At 65.5% G+C, this 19,739-nt stretch carries 22 protein-coding genes and 1 tRNA gene; 12 read left to right on the top strand and 11 right to left on the bottom strand.

Annotation, left to right across the window (positions count from 1 at the left end; translation table 11 throughout):
* Positions 1-25: 25 nt before the first annotated feature.
* The gene (locus ACZLHH_RS10235) at positions 26-439 is read right to left on the bottom strand and encodes a DUF6691 family protein (RefSeq protein WP_049462028.1); all 414 of its coding nucleotides are present in this window, start codon (positions 437-439) and stop codon (positions 26-28) included.
* Positions 436-873, bottom strand: a complete 438-nt coding sequence (locus ACZLHH_RS10230; RefSeq protein ID WP_032127423.1) for a YeeE/YedE family protein — start codon at positions 871-873, stop codon at positions 436-438. The genes ACZLHH_RS10235 and ACZLHH_RS10230 overlap by 4 nt, the downstream gene beginning before the upstream one ends.
* Before the next feature lie 86 nt (positions 874-959).
* Here ACZLHH_RS10230 and ACZLHH_RS10225 point away from each other — a divergent pair, with 86 nt between their 5' ends.
* Positions 960-1,280: an ArsR/SmtB family transcription factor gene (locus tag ACZLHH_RS10225; protein ID WP_180844078.1), complete on the top strand. Its 321-nt coding sequence runs from the start codon at positions 960-962 to the stop codon at positions 1,278-1,280.
* 3 nt (positions 1,281-1,283) lie between these two features.
* On the opposite strand, the gene ACZLHH_RS10220 is transcribed toward ACZLHH_RS10225, so the two are convergent.
* The 5 genes from ACZLHH_RS10220 to ACZLHH_RS10200 all read right to left on the bottom strand — a co-directional run bounded on the left by ACZLHH_RS10220 (position 1,284) and on the right by ACZLHH_RS10200 (position 7,432).
* Positions 1,284-1,712 (bottom strand): BLUF domain-containing protein, encoded by a 429-nt coding sequence (locus tag ACZLHH_RS10220; protein ID WP_032127425.1) that lies wholly within the window; start codon positions 1,710-1,712, stop codon positions 1,284-1,286.
* 83 nt (positions 1,713-1,795) lie between these two features.
* Complete coding sequence (locus tag ACZLHH_RS10215; protein ID WP_032127426.1) at positions 1,796-2,929, bottom strand: hybrid sensor histidine kinase/response regulator; 1,134 nt, start codon at positions 2,927-2,929, stop codon at positions 1,796-1,798.
* Positions 2,926-3,501: a chemotaxis protein CheB gene (locus ACZLHH_RS10210; RefSeq protein WP_107431770.1), complete on the bottom strand. Its 576-nt coding sequence runs from the start codon at positions 3,499-3,501 to the stop codon at positions 2,926-2,928. The genes ACZLHH_RS10215 and ACZLHH_RS10210 overlap by 4 nt, the downstream gene beginning before the upstream one ends.
* Entirely contained in the window at positions 3,501-4,325 is an 825-nt protein-coding gene (locus ACZLHH_RS10205; RefSeq protein WP_180844079.1) for a CheR family methyltransferase, read from the bottom strand. Before ACZLHH_RS10205 ends, ACZLHH_RS10210 begins: the two co-directional genes overlap by 1 nt.
* Positions 4,322-7,432, bottom strand: a complete 3,111-nt coding sequence (locus ACZLHH_RS10200) for a response regulator (protein WP_180844080.1) — start codon at positions 7,430-7,432, stop codon at positions 4,322-4,324. The genes ACZLHH_RS10205 and ACZLHH_RS10200 overlap by 4 nt, the downstream gene beginning before the upstream one ends.
* Before the next feature lie 151 nt (positions 7,433-7,583).
* On the opposite strand from ACZLHH_RS10200, the gene ACZLHH_RS10195 reads away from it, so the two are divergent.
* Positions 7,584-8,747 (top strand): two-component system sensor histidine kinase NtrB, encoded by a 1,164-nt coding sequence (locus tag ACZLHH_RS10195; protein ID WP_049421339.1) that lies wholly within the window; start codon positions 7,584-7,586, stop codon positions 8,745-8,747.
* Positions 8,737-9,096 carry a response regulator gene (locus tag ACZLHH_RS10190; protein ID WP_010482617.1) on the top strand — a complete coding sequence of 120 codons (360 nt, stop codon included), beginning with the start codon at positions 8,737-8,739 and terminating at the stop codon, positions 9,094-9,096. Before ACZLHH_RS10195 ends, ACZLHH_RS10190 begins: the two co-directional genes overlap by 11 nt.
* Before the next feature lie 31 nt (positions 9,097-9,127).
* Here the strand turns inward: ACZLHH_RS10190 and ACZLHH_RS10185 are convergent, their stop codons facing one another.
* On the bottom strand, positions 9,128-9,694 hold the full coding sequence (locus ACZLHH_RS10185; protein WP_049398528.1) for a TetR/AcrR family transcriptional regulator: 567 nt from the start codon (positions 9,692-9,694) through the stop codon (positions 9,128-9,130).
* A gap of 171 nt (positions 9,695-9,865) precedes the next feature.
* Here ACZLHH_RS10185 and ACZLHH_RS10180 point away from each other — a divergent pair, with 171 nt between their 5' ends.
* A complete protein-coding gene (locus ACZLHH_RS10180; RefSeq protein WP_032127431.1) occupies positions 9,866-10,696 on the top strand; it encodes a universal stress protein in 831 nt (276 codons plus the stop codon).
* Here the strand turns inward: ACZLHH_RS10180 and ACZLHH_RS10175 are convergent.
* The gene (locus ACZLHH_RS10175; protein WP_049421337.1) at positions 10,644-11,537 is read right to left on the bottom strand and encodes a helix-turn-helix domain-containing protein; all 894 of its coding nucleotides are present in this window, start codon (positions 11,535-11,537) and stop codon (positions 10,644-10,646) included. The two genes, ACZLHH_RS10180 and ACZLHH_RS10175, sit on opposite strands and share 53 nt — an antisense overlap.
* A 146-nt stretch (positions 11,538-11,683) precedes the next feature.
* On the opposite strand from ACZLHH_RS10175, the gene ACZLHH_RS10170 reads away from it, so the two are divergent.
* Complete coding sequence (locus tag ACZLHH_RS10170) at positions 11,684-12,241, top strand: GNAT family N-acetyltransferase (protein ID WP_107431765.1); 558 nt, start codon at positions 11,684-11,686, stop codon at positions 12,239-12,241.
* Positions 12,242-12,248: 7 nt separating this feature from the next.
* Here ACZLHH_RS10170 and ACZLHH_RS10165 read toward each other — a convergent pair whose 3' ends face one another.
* Entirely contained in the window at positions 12,249-12,722 is a 474-nt protein-coding gene (locus tag ACZLHH_RS10165) for a GNAT family N-acetyltransferase (protein WP_258014013.1), read from the bottom strand.
* Between the two features lie 108 nt (positions 12,723-12,830).
* Between ACZLHH_RS10165 and ACZLHH_RS10160 the strand changes: the two genes are divergently transcribed.
* A complete protein-coding gene (locus tag ACZLHH_RS10160; protein ID WP_180844081.1) occupies positions 12,831-13,721 on the top strand; it encodes a dihydrodipicolinate synthase family protein in 891 nt (296 codons plus the stop codon).
* Positions 13,722-13,746: 25 nt separating this feature from the next.
* On the opposite strand, the gene ACZLHH_RS10155 is transcribed toward ACZLHH_RS10160, so the two are convergent.
* Positions 13,747-13,823: transfer RNA gene (locus ACZLHH_RS10155), tRNA-Arg, on the bottom strand.
* Between the two features lie 109 nt (positions 13,824-13,932).
* Here ACZLHH_RS10155 and ACZLHH_RS10150 point away from each other — a divergent pair.
* The 6 genes from ACZLHH_RS10150 (at position 13,933) to ACZLHH_RS10125 (ending at position 19,738) form a co-directional block, all read left to right on the top strand.
* Entirely contained in the window at positions 13,933-14,523 is a 591-nt protein-coding gene (locus ACZLHH_RS10150) for a phosphatase PAP2 family protein (protein ID WP_180844082.1), read from the top strand.
* Positions 14,524-14,632: 109 nt separating this feature from the next.
* Positions 14,633-14,941 carry a hypothetical protein gene (locus ACZLHH_RS10145; RefSeq protein WP_049421333.1) on the top strand — a complete coding sequence of 103 codons (309 nt, stop codon included), beginning with the start codon at positions 14,633-14,635 and terminating at the stop codon, positions 14,939-14,941.
* Positions 14,942-15,029: 88 nt separating this feature from the next.
* Complete coding sequence (locus ACZLHH_RS10140) at positions 15,030-16,136, top strand: polysaccharide biosynthesis/export family protein (RefSeq protein ID WP_010484747.1); 1,107 nt, start codon at positions 15,030-15,032, stop codon at positions 16,134-16,136.
* Positions 16,137-16,149: 13 nt separating this feature from the next.
* On the top strand, positions 16,150-16,842 hold the full coding sequence (locus tag ACZLHH_RS10135) for a YjbF family lipoprotein (protein WP_049421353.1): 693 nt from the start codon (positions 16,150-16,152) through the stop codon (positions 16,840-16,842).
* The gene (locus ACZLHH_RS10130; RefSeq protein ID WP_180844083.1) at positions 16,839-17,618 is read left to right on the top strand and encodes a capsule biosynthesis GfcC family protein; all 780 of its coding nucleotides are present in this window, start codon (positions 16,839-16,841) and stop codon (positions 17,616-17,618) included. Before ACZLHH_RS10135 ends, ACZLHH_RS10130 begins: the two co-directional genes overlap by 4 nt.
* Positions 17,618-19,738, top strand: coding sequence for a YjbH domain-containing protein (locus ACZLHH_RS10125; protein WP_180844084.1), 2,121 nt, complete (start codon positions 17,618-17,620; stop codon positions 19,736-19,738). The genes ACZLHH_RS10130 and ACZLHH_RS10125 overlap by 1 nt, the downstream gene beginning before the upstream one ends.
* The last annotated feature ends 1 nt before the right edge of the window (position 19,739 follow it).

Raw genomic sequence — 19,739 nt, 5'->3', positions numbered from 1 at the left:
TCCATGGTGACACAGGGGTGAAGCCTCAGCGCACGAAGCGATCGTGCAGCCAGAAGCCCACCACCATGGCAGGCACGAACCACAGCGCTTCACGCGATGCGACAGCCAGCCCGGCGATGGCCGGTCCGGGGCAGTAACCAGCCCATCCCCAGCCGATACCGAACAGTGCAGCACCCAGCAGCAGGCGAGCATCGACATCACGTGCACTGGGTAGCTGGAAGCACAGTGCGAACCACGGCTGCGCGCGTCGCAGCACCCAGCGCTGCCCGACGGCACTGACCAGCAGTGCCGAGCCCAGCACCCACATCAACGTCGGATCAAAATCACCGGCCACATCGAGGAAGCCGAGTACCCGACGCGCGTCGGTCATCCCCGAGAGCGCAAGCCCCGCGCCAAACAGCGCACCTGCCACCGCAGCGGCCACGACCGCGCGGCTCATGCCAGGCCTCCGCCGTGACGGACCAGGAACGTGGTCAGCATCGCGCAGGCCATGAACACCAGCACTGCCAGCAGCGAGCGCTTCGAGCCTCGGGCCATGCCACAGACGCCATGACCACTGGTACAACCACTCCCCAGGCGCGTGCCGAAGCCCACCAGCAGGCCGGCGCCGATCAACTGCCAGGCGGGCAAGGCATCGCGCAGCAGCACACGTGGCGAGGCCTCGGGCAGCGACTGCCACCACAGCACCAGCCCCGCTGCTGCGAGCAGCCCCAGCAGGAATGCCCAGCGCCAGCCACGCTCGCCTTCCGCTGCGCGCAGGCTGCCCGCAGCGATCCCGCTGATACCCGCCACGCGCCCGACAGTGGCGAGCAGCAACACCGCGGCGGCGCCGATCAGCGCTCCGCCAGCCACCGCAGTCCATGGCAGGTTCATGCCCTGCCCTCTTTCACGCCGCTCATGGGATTGCCCTTTGATTTAGATTTATCTAAATTAGACACTTCTAAACAAAAAGGTCAACCATGGCCCGCACCCCGCTCGACAGCGCCGCCATGGCCGAACACACCGCCGAGGCTGCAGCCCTGCTCAAAAGCTTGGCCCATCCTGCGCGGCTGCGCGTGCTGTGCCGCCTGGTCGAAGGTGAGGCACCAGTGCCGGAACTGCAGGCACTGACCGGACTCAGCGCATCAGCGCTGTCACAGCATCTGGCGGTGCTGCGCGGACTGGATATCGTCGCGACGCGTCGCGAAGCACAGGCCATCCACTACCGCGTGATTGAAGGGCCCGCACTGGGCGTGCTGCAGGCGCTGCATGCTGCCTACTGCGGTGGCACTTCGCGTTGACGCTCAGCCGGCGTGCAGGGCGGGCTGCACGACGTTGTCGAGCAGATCCACCGGGGTCGGCGCCGAACGATCACCTTCCAGCGCCCGGCTGAAACCCGACCAGTCGCTGGCCGACAGCTGGCGCAGCAGCGCCGCATCCACCGGCAACGCGCGCATCGACCAGTATGGAAACTGACGCTGGCCCAGGCGGCCGCGCGCCAGCTCGATGATGTCGACATGGCTGCCGGCCTGCAGGATGCGCTCGTACACCGAATCGATACCGTCCGGCGGCCCCTCGATGTACTGCAGGAATCGCCCGCCGTCATGCAGCAGCACACCGGTCACGCCCGCCATCTTGTTGAAGCGGGCGGCGTCGTCGACCAGCGCCTGCAATCGTTCAGCGGAAAGATCCGGCAACGCCTGGCTGACATAGGCGATGGCACGCAGTGGCATGATGCTTCCTTGACAAGATGTACACCCACGGTAGCAGTTGCGGACGAGTCCGTCTCAGTGCCCGTGGATGTTTCCTGAAGAATTCAGTTTGCCGCTGCAGGCAGCCCTTCTGCGCGTCTCGGCAGCAGGGCTTCGAACACCACCTGCCCGGCCTCGTTGCGCGCTGCGATGCGCCCTCCGTGCGCGCGCACGAACTGATCGACGATATACAGGCCCAGCCCCAGGCCCTTGCTCTGGTGGAAGCTGGCCTTGAACGGTTCGAACAGCCGCGGCAGCAGCGCGTCGTCGATCCGGCCGGCATTGCTGACCCGCAGCAGCACGCTGCGCGGGTCGCGCCCGTCCACCTCCACCCTCGCCTCGCTGCCATGGGTGAGCGCGTTGCCGACCAGATTGGCGGCAACCTGGCCGAGACGGTCCAGATCGCCCTGCAGCCGCGTATCGCCGTGCATGTCCAGATGGATCCGGTCCGCGCCATGCGCGCTGCCGGCTTCGGCCACCACCGCGCGGGTCACGTCGGCCAGATCGCAGGCACTGGCCTGCAGGCGCAGGCCACCGCTGCGGATCCGCGAGAAGTCCAGCAGCTGTTCGACCATGCGTGCCATGCGCAGGGTGCTGGCCTCCAGGTACTGCAGGGTCTGCTGCGCACCCGCATTGTCCTGCGGGATCTCCATCGCCAGCTTGTCACTGCACAGCAGGATCGCCGACAGCGGCGTGCGCAGGTCGTGGGTCAGCACCGCCGCCATTGTTTCGTTGAGCTTGAGCGCGCGTTCCAGCGCCTCGTTGCGCGCCTTCAGCAGCTGCCGCTGCTGGTACAGCTCGATGAAGACGTTGACCTTGCTCAGGATCACCTGCGGCGCTACCGGCTTGTGCAGGAAATCGACCGCACCGCTCTCGTAGCCCTTGAACACGCGCAGGGGATCATCCGGGGAGGCGGTCAGGAAGATGATCGGCACGTCGCGGCTGCGATGCGAACCGCGCATCAGTTCGGCCAGGGTGAAGCCATCGATCTCCGGCATGTGCACGTCCAGCAGGGCCAGTGCCACCTCGTGCTCGAGCAGCAGCTCCAGCGCCTGCGCGCCGGAGCCGGCCAGCAGCAGATTCACGCCCTCGCGCTGCAGCAGCGCCTGCATGGCCACCAGGTTCTGCGGTACGTCATCGACGATCAGCAGGTTGACCGGGGACTGCGACTGCGCAGGGTCCGGTGGCAGCAGGTTCATGCAAACAACTCCTTCAGGCGACGACACATCAGTTCAAGGGGCAGCACGGCATCGGCGCCGGCGTACTGCAGGGCGGAGGCCGGCATCATCGACGCTTCGGCTTCCTCGGGGCATTGCAGCCAGGCACGGCCACCGGCACGGCGCACGGCGGCAACGCCCTCGCTTCCATCACTGCTGGCACCGGTCAGCAGCAGGGCCAATACCTGCGCTCCGAACACCGCAGCAGCGGAGTCGAACAGCGGATCGATGGCCGGACGGGAGAACAGCACCGGCGCATCCACCGACAACGCCACCGCCCCCTCGTCCTCCACCAGCAGGTGGTAATCCGGCGGCGCGAACGTCACCGTGCCCGGCCGCAGCGGTTGCTTGTCTTCGGCTTCGCGCAGCGGCAGCGCGCAGTACGGCGCCAGCACCTCGGCGATGCGGCTGGTGCGGTCACGCGGCAGGTGCAGCACGGCCAGTACCGGCACCTGCAGCGTCGCCGGCAGCGCACCGAGTACCGCCTGCAGGGCCGCAACGCCACCGGCAGACGCGCCGATCACCAGCACAGCAGGACGCGCCGGCAGCGCCATCAGGCCACCTTCCGGTACAGGCGGTGCTCGCGCGAACAGACCTCGAAGGCGTCATGGTGGCATCCGAACTGCAGCGATTCCTTGCTGCCAAGACCGAGGAAGCCCCGGTGCACCAGCGCTTCGCGGAACAGACCGACAGCGCGGTCCTGCAGGTCGCGGTTGAAATAGATCAGCACGTTGCGGCACGACACCAGGTGCACTTCGGAGAACACGGTGTCGGTGGCCAGGCTGTGGTCGGCGAACACCACGTTGCGACGCAGCTGACGGTCGAACACCGCGCCGTCGTAGGCCGTGGCGTAGTAGTCGGACAACGACGCCGTGCCACCGGCCGCCAGGTAGTTGCGGCTGAACTGGGCCATCCGGTCGATGCCATAGGCGCCCGCCTCGGCGGTGGCCAACGCGGCCGGATTGATGTCGGTGGCATAGACGATGCTGCGCTCGAGCAGGCCTTCCTCATGCAGGAGGATCGCCAGCGACCACACTTCCTCACCGGTGCTGCAACCGGCCACCCACAGCTTCACCGAGGGATAGGTGCGCAGTACCGGCACCACCTGCTCGCGCAGTTCACGGAAGTACGAGGGATCACGGAACATCTCCGAGACCTGCACGGTGAAGAACTGCATGGCCTGGGCGAACAGCTCCGGCTCGTGCAGCAGCCGGTACTGCAGGTCGACCAGCCGTTCGCACTCATAGCGCTGCATCGCCTGGCGCATGCGCCGGCGCAGCGACGACACCGCATAGCTGCGGAAATCGTAGTGGTAGCGCTGGTACAGCGCCTCCAGCAGGACCTTCAGCTCCAGGTCGAACAACGCCTGTTCGTTCATTGCCGCGAGCACCAGACCCGGCACAGCGAGACCAGCTTGTCGACGTCGATGGGCTTGGCGATGTAGTCGTTGGCACCGGCCTGCAGGCACCGCTCGCGGTCATCGGGCATGGCCTTGGCGGTCAGCGCGATGATCGGCAGGTCCTGCAGGTGACGTTGCGCGCGGATCTCGCGCATCGCGGCCAGGCCGTCCTTCTCCGGCATCATGATGTCCATCAGCACCAGGTCGACCTCGCGCTCAGCCAGGCGATCCACCGCTTCCTGGCCGTTACGCGCGATCTCCAGCGTCACGCCCAGCGGCTCAAGCACGCTGGACAGCGCGAAGATGTTGCGCACGTCATCCTCGGCCAGCAAAACAGTACGGCCATCGAGCACGGTGTCGCGACGGCGGGCCTCGCGCAGCAGGCGCTGCTGGTCGGTGGGCAGGCTGGCTTCCACGCTGTGCAGGAACAGGGTGACTTCATCCAGCAGGCGTTCGGGCGAACGCGCGCCCTTGATGATGATGCTCTTCGAATAGCGGCGCAGGCGCTGCTCTTCCTCGCGGCCGAGCGCGCGACCGGTATAGACGATCACCGGCGGGAAGCCGACATCATCGTTGCCGGCCATGTGCTCGAGCAGGTCGTAGCCGCTGCCGTCGGGCAGCGACAGGTCCATCACCATGCAGTCGAAGGTGACCGTGCTGAGCTGCTCCAGCGCGCCGGCCAGCGTTCCCACTGCAACGATCTGGAGCTGATCACGGCCCAGCAACAGTTCCAGGTTGTGGCGCAGCTCGCTGTCGTCCTCGACGATCAGCAGGCGCCGCACGTCGCGCTGGCTGGTCTGTTCCAGCTGTTCGATGGCCGTTACCAGCCGCTCGCGCGTGGTCGGCTTGATCGCGAAACCAATCGCACCCAGCTCGCGCGCCACCTGGCTGCGGTCCATCGCCGAAACCACGTGCACCGGGATATGCCGGGTATCGGGGTTGCGCTTCAGGCGCTCCAGCACGCTCAGGCCGGACACGTCCGGCAGGCCGATATCGAGCAGGATGCCGTTGGGGCGCAGTTCGCTGGCCAGGGTCAGCGCCTCTTCGGCGGTCCCGGCCACCACGCAGTCGAAGTCCAGTTCATGCGCCAGGGCCACCAGCGCTTCGGCGAAGGTGGCGTCGTCCTCGACGGCCAGGATCAAGCGGCCGGCGCGTTGGCGACGGCTGCGGTCATCGGCCACGCTGGCGGTGGCGGGCGCCACGGATGCAACGGTCGGTGCGACAGCGGTGCGCGCAGCGATCGGCGGCGCAGGCTGCGGCGCAGGCGCTATTGAGGCGGCGGCAGGCACTTCGCCCGGTTCCGAAACCGGCGCGCCCTGCAGCGGCAGTTCCAGGATGAAGCAGCTGCCGCGACCCGGTTCACTGTCGACCTGGATGCTGCCACCCATGCGCTCGGCCAGATCGCGCGAGATCGACAGGCCCAGGCCGGTGCCACCGTAGCGGCGGCGGGTGCTGCCATCGGCCTGGCGGAAGGCTTCGAAGATGACCTGCAGCTGCTCGCGGGCAATGCCGATACCGCTGTCGCAGACCTCGAAACGGATGCGTCCTTGACCGCCCGCACGCACGTGCAGGCTGACCTTGCCATGCTCGGTGAACTTCACCGCATTGGCCAGCAGGTTCTTCAGGATCTGCTGCAGGCGCTGGCTGTCGACCACCAGCTGGCTCGGCGCCAGCGCATCGGCCTCGATCTGTAGGGCCAGGCCCTTCTGCCGCGCCATCGGCTCGAAGGTCTCGCGCAGGCGCTGCAGCACGCTGTCGGTCACCACCACTTCATCGGCCAGCTCGACGTGGCCGGCCTCGATGCGCGACAGGTCCAGGATGTCGTTGATCAGCGCCAGCAGATCGTTGTTGGACGACAGGATCGCACGCGCATACTTCACCTGTTCCTCGGTGAGCGTGCCGTCCTTGTTGTCGGCCAGCAGCTTGGCCAGGATCAGCGAGCTGTTCAGCGGCGTGCGCAGCTCGTGCGACATGTTGGCCAGGAACTCGGACTTGTAGCGCGATGTCGCGGCCAGTTCGTTGCTGTTGCGCACCAGCTGGCTCTGCGCGACCAGCAGTGCCTGCTTCTGCGCCTCCAGCTCGTGGGTCCGCTCTTCCAGCTGGACGTTGCTCTGTTCCAGCTCGGCCTGCTGTTCTTCCAGATGGCTCTGCGACTGCAGCAGGCTGCGGCTCTGTTCTTCCAGTTCCTCATTGGCCACGCGCAGCTCTTCCTGCTGGGCCTGCAGCTCCTCACCCTGGCGCTGCGATTCCTCCAGCAGTACCACCAGTTGTGCGCGCAGCAGCGATGCACGCAGCGCCATGCCGATGGTCTCGGCACAGCGCTCCAGCAGCTCGACATCGAGTCGATCCTGTTCGCCGGCGCGGGTGCGTCCCAGTTCAATGATGCCCACCACCGCACCATCGCTGCTGATCGGCGCCAGGATGCGCTCGCGCACCGGCAACCGCCCCAGGCTGGTCTGCAGCTCAAGCACCGCATCATCCCCCCCATGCAGGTGGCGGATGCGTTCGTCCCGTGCCACCTGCCCGGCCACGCCCTCCTGCAATGCCAGCGACGCCGGCATGCCGGACGGCAACGCCAGACCGCCGGTCAGCTGCAGTCTTCCCCCTTCCAGACGGTAGACGGCGGCGACGTCGGCCTGCAGCTGAGCCCCCAGGCTGGTTGCCGCCGCCTCGGCGATCTGCTCCGGACCCAGATCACCGCGCAGGCTCATCGCCACCGCGTTCTCGGCCTCCTGCAGCCACAGCGCGCGCATCGCGTCGCGCCGCGCCTGGATGGCGCGGGAGACGATCAGCGCGATCATCAGGAACGCACACCCGCCAATGCTGCGGTTGACGAACGAGAACGCCGAGTTGGAGCTGGCCGGGGCAACCTTGTAGCCGATGATCAACAGGATGCAGGCGACGACGGCCACGATGAACGGCGCGCGTGCACTGCGCTGGAACAGCGTGACGCCGACAGCGAGGAAGTACGCCAGCCAGACGGCGTAGCCCAGCGGAACCACCAGTTCCAACGCGATGGTCGCTGCCAGCAGTACGGCGGAGGTCATCCAGATCCAGCGGTCACGCGTAGTCGCACCAGGACGCATGCAGGTCGGTTCCAGAACACAAAGGGTGGGTGATGGTACTCCGTGTCGTATTCAGCCGCACAGGACAAATGGCACGTGTCCCGCCTCCACGCCTCCTTCACACTTGAATGCCTAGCTTCACGTCCCTCACAGGGGTAACACTTATTTTTACGTGGACGCTGCCGCCTCTACGACGTCCGTACTGACGGACCCTTCCCGCCAACTGCGACTGCTGATCGACAGCGTGCGCGACCATGCGCTGTACCTGCTTGATCCTGATGGCATCGTCTGCAGCTGGAACCCGGGTGCGGAGCGCATCAAGGGCTACTCAGCCGATGAAGTGGTGGGTACCCACTTTGGTCGCTTCTACCTGGCCGCCGACCGCGAGGCAGGGGAACCGCAGCGCCTGCTCCGCCTCGCAGCGCAGCACGGTCACGTCGCCAGTGAAGGCTGGCGGGTGCGCCGCGATGGCTCGTCTTTCCGTGCCAGCGTGGTCATCGAGCCGGTCGTCGAAGCAGGCGAGCTGCTCGGCTTCGTCAAGATCACCCGCGACATCACCGAGCAGTGGCAGGCACAGCGGCTGCTGCGTGATGCCCAGCGTGCGCTGCGCAATACCCAACAGTTCGAGACCGTCGGCCGCCTCAGCCGCGGGCTGTCGCACGAGTTCAACAATCTGTTGACCACCATCGGCAACGCCCTGGACCTGCTGTCCCTGCGCGTGAACGGTGACGATGCACGCGCCGCCGAGCTGCTTGATGCGGCGCAGACTGCGACCGATCGTGGTGCGCTGCTGACCCGCCAGCTGCTGGCCTTCAGCACCGGCCAGACCCTGATCCGCGAACCACTGGATATCAATGCGCTGATACGGCAGTGGCTGCCGGACCTGCAACGCGCCTGCCCGCCCACGGTGGTGCTGGATGCCCAGCTGGCGCCCGGCCTGCCTGCGATCAACACCGATGCGCTGCAGCTGCAGACGGCGCTGGCCAATCTGGTCGCCAATGCCGCGGATGCTACCCTTGAAGGCGGCCGCATCCTGATCGGCACTGCGCTGGAACATCGCCTCGATCCGGATGCGGACTCCACGCTGCAACGTGGCTATGTCACCCTCAGCGTCTGCGATGAGGGCCACGGGATGGCGGCCGACATCGCCGAACGGGCGACCGAGCCGTTCTTCACCACCAAGGACATCGGCAAAGGCAGCGGCCTGGGCCTGAGCCAGGTGTTCGGATTCACTACCCAGAGCGGCGGCTTCGTCGACGTGTCCACCACGCCCGGTGTCGGCACCACGGTCAGCCTGCTGCTCCCCGCAATGGAGGACCCTGCCGATGACCGATGACCCGATCCGCGTATTGATGGTGGAAGACCAGACCGATCTGCGTGAAATGATCGGCCTGGCCCTGCGCGACCTCGGCATCGACGTGGCCACGACCGCCGATGCGCATGAGGCCGCCGCCCTGCTGAAGGGCGAAGCGCGTTTCGACGTGGTGTTCAGCGACGTCAGCATGCCCAACGGCATGTCCGGCATCGAACTGAGCGAGCATGTGGCGCGCGAACAGCCGCAGGCGCGGATGATCCTGTCGTCCGGTTATGCGCGCTCGCAGCTGCCGCCGCTGCCGGAGCAGGTTGAGTTCCTGCCCAAGCCCTATCGGCTGCGCCAGCTGGTGCAGCTGTTGAAGCAGGCGTAAGGCACGGTGCCCCGGCAGCAGGGCCCTGCGGTCAACCCTTCATCGCCCCCCGCTGGAACGAAGCCAGCAGCGTAGAGGCTGCCGCTGCCGGCGCCAGCCGACCGCGCGCCAGTGACCAGGTGATGCCGTAGAAGCAGGTCCAGTAGAAGTCCGCGAGCCACACTGCGGTGAAACCGACGTTGAACTCTCCGGCCGCCTGACCTCTCAGGAAAAAGGCCTCGAAGCGCTCACCGATCGGCGCCCAGCGCTCCGGCAGCAGATGCAGGTCACCCTGGCGCTGCTGTTCTTCCATCATCCGCGCGAACAGCAGCGTTACCAGTTCCCAGTCCGCCAGCAGCGTGGCGGTGACCTGCTCCAGCACGTGGTGTGCATCACCGCCCTCATCGAACCAGACCGCCGCCGCTTCCACGCGCTCGAAGCCGGCCGCGAACAGTGCCTCGTCGATCGCCTCCCGGGTGGGCGCAAACCGGTACAGGGTCGCGCGGCTGATACCGGCCCCGCGCGCGAGTTCGCTGAGGGTGCAGCGTGGATGGCTGACTAGGGTGGCCGCCAGCGCATGGGGCAGGTCGCGGCGGGTGCGTGCTGCGGCAGGTCGCATGAAAGCGCTGAGGTATGGGTTCGCCCTCACGCTAGCATGAATCACTAATTAATAAACTGAATCAAAGATGATTCATTCGGATCACCGATGCGCTAAAACAGGGATGCGTCCGGTGCACCCGGGTCGGTGCACGGCAGGGAACGCGTCACAGGCATCGAAGGAGACAACGCCATGCTGCATCCACTACGCGATATCGCTGTGTTGTTCGACGCCAGCGACACCGGGGACCGCGTTCTCAACATCGCCGCCCATCTGGCGCAGGCACAGCAGGCCCATCTGGTCGCGGTCTCCACCGCCCAGCATCCCACCGACATCGCCAACGGTTTCGCACGCGGTGCCGGCATTGCCGCCGCACTCGACCACGAGGCGCGCGCGGATGCCGCCTGCACCGCGCAGCTGATGCAGAACCTGCGTGCCGTGTCCGAGCCGCTGCAGATCAGCACCGAACTGCGCATCGTCTCGGACTATCTGGGCGGCGCCGACCTGGCCCTGCAGTCGCTGTACTGCGACCTGATCATCGCCGGCTATCCGCGTACTCCCGGCGCCCCTTCTGGCTGGCACCCGCTGGGAACGCTGCGCCAGACCGGCGTGCCGATGCTGCTGGTGCCACCGCATTGGCATGGCGACCAGGTCGGCCATCGCATCGTGGTGGCCTGGAATGCCAGCAAGCAGGCACGCCGTGCGGTAGCCGATGCGTTGCCGCTGCTCGCACGTGCGAAAGCGGTGCACCTGCTGATGGTCGACACGCCCAAGGCCGAGGCCACACCTGGCGCCGAGATGGCCCAGCACCTGGCGCGGCACGGCGTCGAAGTAGAGATCCAGGCGATCAGTTCAAGCCAGGGCGGCGTTGCCGCGACCATCCGCCAGCACGTGCTCGATGCCGACGCCGACCTGCTGGTGCTGGGCCCCTACAGCCGCAGCCGGGTGGTCGAGCGTGTGCTCGGCGGGGTCACCGAGGATCTGCTGGCCGAAGTACCGGCGCCCTTGTTCGTGTCGCACTAGTACCGCCCTGCCCTGCCCGGCGATAGCCGGTCAGCGACTGCCCCGTGTGCCGCCGGAAGTAGCGGCACAGGTAGGATGCATCCTCGAAGCACAGTCGCTCGGCGATACGACCGATCGGCAATTCGCTGTAGGTCAGCAGCGCCTTGATTTCCAGCACCACCTGGCGATCAATCAACGCCTTTGGCGTTTCGTCGAAGCACTCGCGGGTCAGCTGCGAGAGATAGAACGGGGTGATGCACAGCGCGTCGGCATAGGACTGCACGTCGCGCTGGCGCGTGCTGCGCTCACCGACCAGTTCCCAGAAATTCCAGGCCAAGCGCTCGCGTCGGCTGACCTGCGCCACGGCCACACTGCGCGCCGGCAACAGCGTTGCGAATTTGAGGAAGAACGTCTGCAGCAGGTTGCGCAGCATCACGTGACGATAGCGGCCGCCATTGTGCTGCGCATCCATCAACTGCTGCAGCCAGCCCTGCAGCAGCGGCACGTCCAGCGGCGACGGCACGCAGTGGGGCTGATCGTGCAGGAACTTGAACAGTGCATTGGGAAGCACATAGGCCACCTCCGATGCCAGCGCCTTGGGCATCAGGCAGACCACCGCCAGAAAGCCGCGTGAGCGCTGCCGCAGCAGCGCCAGCGTGTCCTCTGCCAGCACCAGCACATCGTGCCGCTGCACCGCTACCTCGCGGAAGTTCAGTGCAAAGCGCGCGCGCCCCGATACGCATACCAGCACCGCCAGATAAGCGTGGCCGAACGACAACGGGACGCCCTGCCCTTCGGCCAGCGTACTGACCTCCAGGCGCATGGATTCGTCCTGGTCCAGGAGCTGGGGTACGCGATCCATGGGCCGATCCGGCTGTATTCCGGGCCCCAGCATACCCGGGCTCGGCCACCCGTTGTGAAAAGTACCGAAACCATCAAGGTCCCGCTCTGGGCCGATCGCGCCTGGCGACCTAGCCTGTGCACTCTCTTTGTTCCCGTGGAATTGACATGCAGCTGCACACCGAACGCTTGATCCTTCGCCCCTGGCGCGACACCGACGCTGCCGATCTGTACGAGTACGCCCGCGACCCGCGCGTGGGCCCCATCGCCGGCTGGCCGGTGCACACCAGCGTTGAGGAAAGTACCGAAATCATCCGCACCGTCTTCAACCGGCCAGAGGTCTACGCGCTGCAGAGCCGCGAGGACGGCCACGCGATCGGCTGTGTCGGCATCCTGATCGGCACCGACAGCAACTTCGAGATCAGCGATCGAGAGGGTGAGATCGCCTACTGGATCGGCGTTCCGTACTGGGGCCGCGGACTGGTGCCCGAAGCGGTGCGCGAAGTGATGCGGCACGCCTTCATGCAGCTGGAACTGGACGCACTGTGGTGCGGCTACTTCGCTGACAACCTGCAATCGCTCAGCGCACAGAGCAAATGCGGTTTCCAGCATCACCATACCGAAGTGAACAGGTTCAACAGCTTCCTCGGCGACTACCGCACAGAGCACATCAGCCGCATCACCCGCGAGCAGTGGTTTGCCCTGCAGGCCACCTTGCCAGCATGAGCGGAGTTCAGGCCGACGTGCGCTGCATGAACAGAAGTTCCGGCGTCGAGGACGCATCAACCTGCTGGAAGCCGAGGTCGCGATACAGGGTCACGGCGGCGGTATTGTCACGATAGACGCGCAACGTGAGGCGCTGCACACCGGCTTCGCGCATGGCCTGTGCACTCAAGGCCTGCATGAGCAGCCGGCCAAGGCCGCGCCCGCGTGCCAGCGGGGAAACAATGATGCGGCCCAGGTGCGCGGTACCGGCGTCGGTCATCCAGTACTGGCCAAAGCCCAGGCACTGGCCCTGCTCGTCAAGCAGCGCCCAGCCCCGCCGCAGCCCGAGTTCGAGCACCTGCGCGAACCGTTCCTGCGGCAAGGGAAACGGCACGCCGGGGCCCGCCCAGCGCTGGGTGGCCTCGGCGGAATCAAGCCAATCGGCAATGGTGGCGTAGTGGGAAGGCTGGACGGCGCAAAGGCTTGGTTTCATGACCCGCATGGTGCGTCATTCGTGGCGGTTAGACACGCTGCATGGCGACACTTGAGTTTTGTCATAGGACAATAAACAATTCCAGGTGTCCAGCCCATTCCCCCTTCGGGAGATCCCATGTTCAAAGGCCTCAGCGCGTTTCCACTGACCCCGCTCTCTGAAGCCGGCATCGACTTTCGTGCGTTTGCCGGACTGGTCGAGCGCCTGGCGGATTCCGATGTTGATTCGATGGGCGTGCTTGGCTCCACTGGCAGCTACGCCTATCTGGAGAAGCACGAGCGCAAGCGCGTGCTGCGCGAAGCACTCGCGCACGCCGGGGGTGTTCCGGTGATCGCCGGCATCGGTGCATTGCGTACCCGCGATGTGCTGGAACTGGCCCTGGACGCCGAGGATGCAGGTGCTGCAGGCCTGCTGCTCGCCCCCGTGTCTTACCAGCCCCTGAAGGACCATGAGGTGCAAGTACTGTTCGAAACAGTATGCGCAGCGGTCCGCACGCCTATCTGCGTCTACGACAATCCGGGCACCACCCACTTTCGCTTCACCGATGCACTGCATGGCCGGATCGCCGCGCTGCCCAACATCGCTTCGATCAAGATTCCGCGCCTTGCTGATGATCCCGTCGAGGCTGACGCGCGCGTTGCTGCACTGCGTGCGTGCGTTCCCGCACATGTGACGTTGGGCGTCAGTGGTGACGCCTCGGCAGTGCGAGGGCTGCTGGCGGGGTGTGACGGCTGGTATTCGGTGACCGCCGGGCTTTTCCCCGAGGTAGCGCTGCAGATCATGCGGGCCGTGGGGAGTGGCGATGAAGAGGGTGCTATTGCCCTGTCTGCGCGGCTGGCGCCGCTGTGGTCCCTATATGAGCGGTTCGGCGGGATTCGCGTGATGGCCTGCGCGGCGGCACTGCTGGGACTGTGCGGCGAGGACTGCCTGCCGTTGCCGTTGCAGGGGCTGCGGGACGGTGAGCGCGAGGAGGTGGAGGCGGTGCTGGGTGGGCTGGGGTTGTTGTAGGACCCCGGCAACCGGCTGCGGCGGATGGTGACCCCGGCCCGATTCGAACGGGCGACCTTCCCCTTAGGAGGGGGACGCTCTATCCAGCTGAGCTACGGGGCCATTGGCAGCGGGAAAGGATACCTCGTCTGGCTGAATGGACCAAGCGCGGGGCGTTCTGCAGGGCCCTCGGAGTAGATATGCTGGCCCGCCGCGACCCGTTGTGAACTGGATGTCCGACGTCTGGCGAACCCTCTCCGCCCTCGGCGACAGCCGCTGGCTGCTGCCGACGGCCCTGGTGCTCCTGATCACCCTGCCCCGTGCAGACGCACGCCTGAAATGGCGATGGCTGCTGGCCATCGCCGTCACCGCCGGCGTTACGCTTGCCTCAAAGCTGGCCTTCATGGGCTGGGGGATTGGCATCAAGAGCGTGCACTTCACCGGTTTCTCCGGGCATGCCGCGATGTCCAGTGTCGTCTATCCAGTCGTTGGTGTACTGCTTGCCGGGCCCGGCAAGCGCGCAGGGGCGATCGGCCTGGTAATCGGCGTGCTGTTGGCCACCGCTATTGCCTGGTCACGAATCCCGCTGCATGCGCACAGCCTCTCGGAAGTCATTGCCGGGCTGGCACTTGGACTGAGCTGCAGCACATGGGCACTGCACGCCGCATCACCCGTCGGCCGTGCCCGTGCGATCGCTGTTGTCGCTGCCGTACTCGCGGGAATGGTCCTGCCCCTCGCCTTGCCGGACGTCCATACGCACCGACTCGTCATTGCACTAGCAAAGCTCATCTCCGGCAGGGCTGAGATCTTCCAACACTTCTGAGAATCGCCAGAGCCACTCCACATTTCCTTCACGTTCCTTGACAGGGCAAATGAATAGCAGCCAACATAGCGGTGGAAAAATTTCCCTCACGGAGTAGGAGACCCCGTAGATGAAGAAGATGATTGCCGCTCTGGCCCTGCTGGGCCTGTCCTCGCCGGTGTTCGCTCAGGAAGCTCCTGTCGCCGCCGAAACCAGCGCTGAAGTTGCTGGCGCTGAAGCTGCTGGCGCTGCCGCCACCGGCACCCTGACCACCGTCGCTACCGTGGGTCTGGGCGTTGCCGCTGCCGGCGTGCTGTACAGCGTTGCTGCGGACAGCAGCAAGGACGACGCGGGCAACAACGGCGGTACCGGCACCACCAACCCGCCGACCGGCACCACCGGTACGACCGGCACCACCGGCACTACCGGCACCAACTGATCGGTCCGCCGAAGCAGTAACCCCGCCCTCGCCGGGCGACGTTCGGCGAGGGCTTTTTCATGCCCGATCGGGCCAGGAACAGATTTCGATGGACTGCAAGCGTTTCGTAGCCACAATGACGGTGGCACTCACCCTGACCGGCTGCATGTGGGCGCCAGGCCAGCATCTTCGCTCGAGCACCTTCGCTCGCGATGATCAGCCCATTGGCAACGACCAGATCGAACTGATTCCGATCACGCCCAAGTTGATCGCCATGGAGCGCGCCACCCGCGATGTCGCGGCGCTGCCCGCCGCCCTGACCCAGTATCAGCCGGGCCCCTACCGCATCGGTGCGGGCGACATTCTCTACATCACCGTCTGGGATCACCCCGAACTGACCGTGCCGGCCGGCCCGCAGCAGCAGCTGAACGCCGCAGGCCGCCTTGTGCAGTCCGACGGAACGCTCTTCTATCCCTATATCGGCAAGATCACCGCCACGGGCAAGACGCCCGGCGAACTGCGCGAAGAGATCTCCACCAAGCTGGCCCGCTACATCGAAGCGCCGCAGGTGGACGTCTCCATGCTGACCTATGCCAGCCAGCGCGTCTGGGTTACCGGCGCCTCGCGTCAGGCCGCCACTGTTCCGCTGACAGTAACGCCACTGACGATGGGCGACGCCATCAGCCAGGCGGGCCTTGATCCGGCACAGGCCGACCTGTCCGGCATTCGCCTGACACGTGATGGCACCACCTACACCATCGACCTCGACCGACTGGGTCGCAGCGGCGGCGGCGACACCAATGTGTTCCTCAAGTCCGGCGATCACATCTACGTGCCCTATCTCGACCACAAGGAAGTATTCGTGGTCGGCGAAGTCAATCAGCCGGGTGCAATGAACTTCAAGACCGGCGAGATTTCCCTGAGCCAGGCACTTGGCCGTGCGCGCGGCCTGTTGCAGACCACCTCCAACGGCAACGCTGTCTACGTGATCCGCGGTTCGAATGACCTGCAGAGCACTCCGTCGCAGGTGTTCCACCTGGAAGCCAAGTCACCGACCGCATTTGCCGTGGCCAGCCAGTTCGACCTGCAGCCCGGCGATGTCGTGTTTGTCGGTGCCGCTGGCGTGACCCGCTGGAGCCGGTTCGTGAACCAGCTGCTGCCGTTCACCTCCATCATCAGCAACGCCGCCAGCGCGCGCAGCGACCTGGACAAGTAAGGTGGCCCGCACCATGAGCAGGATCGCTCAGGCTGCCACCCGACACGCGAATCGCCAGCGCCCCGTGGCGCTGGCCTTGCTTGTACTCATCGCCGCAACCAGTTGCGGCGTTGTGGGCAAGACCAGCGTCAAGTCGGTGCAGATGGCGCTGCAGGGCAAGCCCAACGTGGAACCCACGGCCACCGAGGTGGCCGCCAATCGATTCCCGCAGATCAAGGTCACCGGTCCAGCGGGGGGCGCCGTTCTGGTGCTTGGCAACATCGACTCCGGTCGACAGGCGTGGTACAGCTCCGAGCGAAGCATCGTCTTCCTCAGGGATGGCATCGTCGTCGGAACCCATGGCAGCAGCCCGGAACTTGAGGACATGACGCTCGAAGGGAGTTCCCCCTTCCACGCGCTGCACCGGATAGCGGATGGCACGACCGTGCAGCGCCGTTACGACGTCATGCCTGATTACCGGTATGGAATGAGCGTCACCGGCACCCTGACCACCCTGGGCAAGGAGAAGGTCCATATCCTGGAGAGCGAGCGCGAGCTGTTGCACGTGCGGGAGCGGCTTCAGGGCGGCGGCTGGAAGCGCGACAACCACTACTGGGTCGATCCTGCCAACGGGTTCATCTGGAAGAGCATCCAGGCCATCGCACCCGACACCAGCCTTGAAGTTGTCCAGCTCAAGCCCTACTCGCAGGACCTGCAGAACCGATGACACTGCGACCGATCATCCTTGGGCCGGCTCTGGCTCTGGCTCTGGCCTGCCATGCGCACGCCTCATCGCCGATCAACGTCGAAGCGGCCGGTCATGTTCGCAATCCCGGCATGCACACGCTTCCCGCCGAGGCCCGCCTCGGCGCAGCCGCACTTGCTGCAGCGCCGGAAGAGGAAGCCTATATGCTGGGCGCCGCCCTTCTTCGGCAACGTGCACTGACGCCACAGACCCGCCTCAAAGCGGGCCTGCTCTTCGATCTTGAAACACTCGCCTCCCAGCAGGATGCTCCGGAGCTTGCCGACGCGGCCGCACAGCTGGCGCGCGAGCTCGGCGACCTGCCAGTGACCGGGCGCGAACCGCAGCTCCTTGATCCGCGCCGCCTGGAAGCCAGTGCAGCGGAAAATCGACCCGCGCTGGCCGGCGACCGCGTCGTCTATCCCGGCCGACCCGAAACCGTGCAGGTTGTTGGCGCGGTCGTACAGCCGTGCAAGCTGCAGCATCAAGCCACACTTGACGCACGAAGCTACCGCAACGCGTGTGCCTTGCTGCCAGCAGCGAGCCGGGATGATCTCTACGTCATCCAGCCCGACGGCAAAGTGCAGCAACTCGGCGTGGCGCTGTGGAACCGGAGCGCTCCAGTGCGCTTGGCGCCAGGCGCCGTGATCTACGTACCATTGAGCGCTGCGAAGATCCGCACTATTGCCCCCGATGTCAACGAGGATGCCGTGCGCTTCCTTGCCACCCAGGTGCTGGATGCACCCGGAGTTTCATACTGATGCGCGATCGCTCCACCCCACTGGCACGCGCCAGTGTTGCCCTTCTCAGCCTGAGCGTCAGCGCTGTATTGCACGCACAAACAGCCCCTACGCCCACCGCCAGCGATTGGGGCGGCGTCGGCCTGTTGCAGACCCCCACCGCACGTATGGCCGACGACGGCGAAGTGAGCTTCACCGCAAGCCATACCTCGCCCTACAGTCGCTACAACGTGGTGATGCAGCCCCTGCCATGGGTTGAAGGTGCGTTCCGCTATGTTTCGGTCGCAAACCGACGCTACGGTCCGGAATGGCTGAGCGGCAAGCAGAACTACAAGGACAAGTCGATCGACCTCAAGGTCCGGCTGTGGCAGGAAAGCCGATGGGCCCCCGAGGTGTCCGCAGGCTTCCGCGATATCGGTGGTACCGGCCTGTTCTCCAGCGAGTACCTGGTTGCAAGCAAGCGGTTCGGGCCAGTTGATGCGAGCCTCGGCCTCGCCACCGGCTACATCGGTAATCGAGGCGATTTCTCGAACCCGCTTCGGGTGATCAGCGATCGCTTTGAAGAGCGCCCGCGCGCGCAGGGCACTGGCAACTTCAACAGCAAGGGCATGTTCCGCGGTCCCGTCGGCATCTTCGGCGGCATCGCCTACCAGACACCCTGGGAACCCCTGCAGCTGAAGCTTGAGTACGACGGCAACGACTACAAGCGCGAACCACAGAACAACAATCAAACGCAGAAGAGCCCAATCAATCTGGGCGCAAGCTATGCCGTGAATCCCAACGTGCAACTGCATCTTGGCTGGGAACGCGGCGACACAGCCATGTTCGGCATTACCCTGCGCGGCAACGTGGCACGAGCGAAATCCACGCCCAAGCTGCTGGATCCGCCTCCGGTTGCCCGAGCAACCGCGGCACCCTCGGCTCAGTCAATGGATGACATCGACTGGCCCGCCCTGAGCCGGACCCTGGAAGAGAACGCTGGCCTCCGTGTCACGGGCATCAGCCGGCGTGGATCGGAAGTCATCGTCAGTGGCGAACAGCGTCGATTCTACTACCCGGCGCAGGGAGTTGGCCGGGCGGCACGCATCCTGGATTCAGAACTGCCATCCGATACCAGTTGGTTCACGATCGAGAACACCCGCCTGGGCGTACCCATCGTGGAAAGCAGCATTGAGCGCAGCACTTTCAACAGCTACCTCGACAATCGCACCCCGCTGAGCGAGTTGGCAGGCCACATCGAGCAGGCAGCGCCTGCGCAGCAGCGTCGCGAGAGCCTCTATGTGGCCCCACTTCGACGCTATGACGGCGCGTTCAATATTGGATACCAGCAGCAGCTGGGTGGACCGGATGGCTTCTTCCTGTTCCAGGTCGCAGGCACCTACTCGGCCAACTTCCACTTCACGCGGAATACCTGGCTGAGTGGAACGGCCAGCTACAACGCGTACAACAACTACGACCGCTTCCGCTACGACGCGCCAAGCAACCTGCCCCGGGTCCGCACCAACATCCGTAAGTACCTGACCACGGAAGACCTGACCCTGACCAACCTGCAGTTCACCAGCAATCATCAGCTGGGCAAGGATCTGTATGGCTCGGCCTACGCCGGCCTGTTCGAGGCCATGTACGGCGGCGTGGGTGGCGAGATCCTCTACCGCCCCTTCAACGAGCGCTGGGCTGTGGGTGCCGAGCTGAACTGGGTGAAGCAGCGCGATTTCGATCAGCGCTTCAGCTTCCGTGACTACAGCACCACTACCGGCCACGCCAGCTTCTACTACCAGTGGGGCGATGAGCACAAGATCACCAGCATGATCAGCGCTGGCCGCTACCTGGCGAAGGACTGGGGCGCTACGATCTCCGTCGCGCGCGCCTTCGACAACGGCGTGAACATGGGCGCGTACGCCACCAAGACCGACGTTTCGTCCAAGGACTTTGGCGAAGGCAGCTTCGATAAAGGCATCTTCATTTCGATTCCCTTCGACTTCCTGCTGCCTCTCTCGACGCGCGCGCGCGCAACGTTTGCATGGAATCCGCTGTACAGGGACGGCGGCGCACGCCTGAGCCGAAGCTATGCGCTTTACCAGCTGACTTCAGAGCGGGATCCGGACTTCTTCTTCGACAATCTCGACAGAATTGACGACTGAC

This window comes from Stenotrophomonas sp. 28608_Sma, from assembly GCF_056486185.1.
The sequence above is the reverse complement of the archived record's forward strand: the minus strand, read 5'-3'. Positions and strand labels throughout refer to the sequence as shown.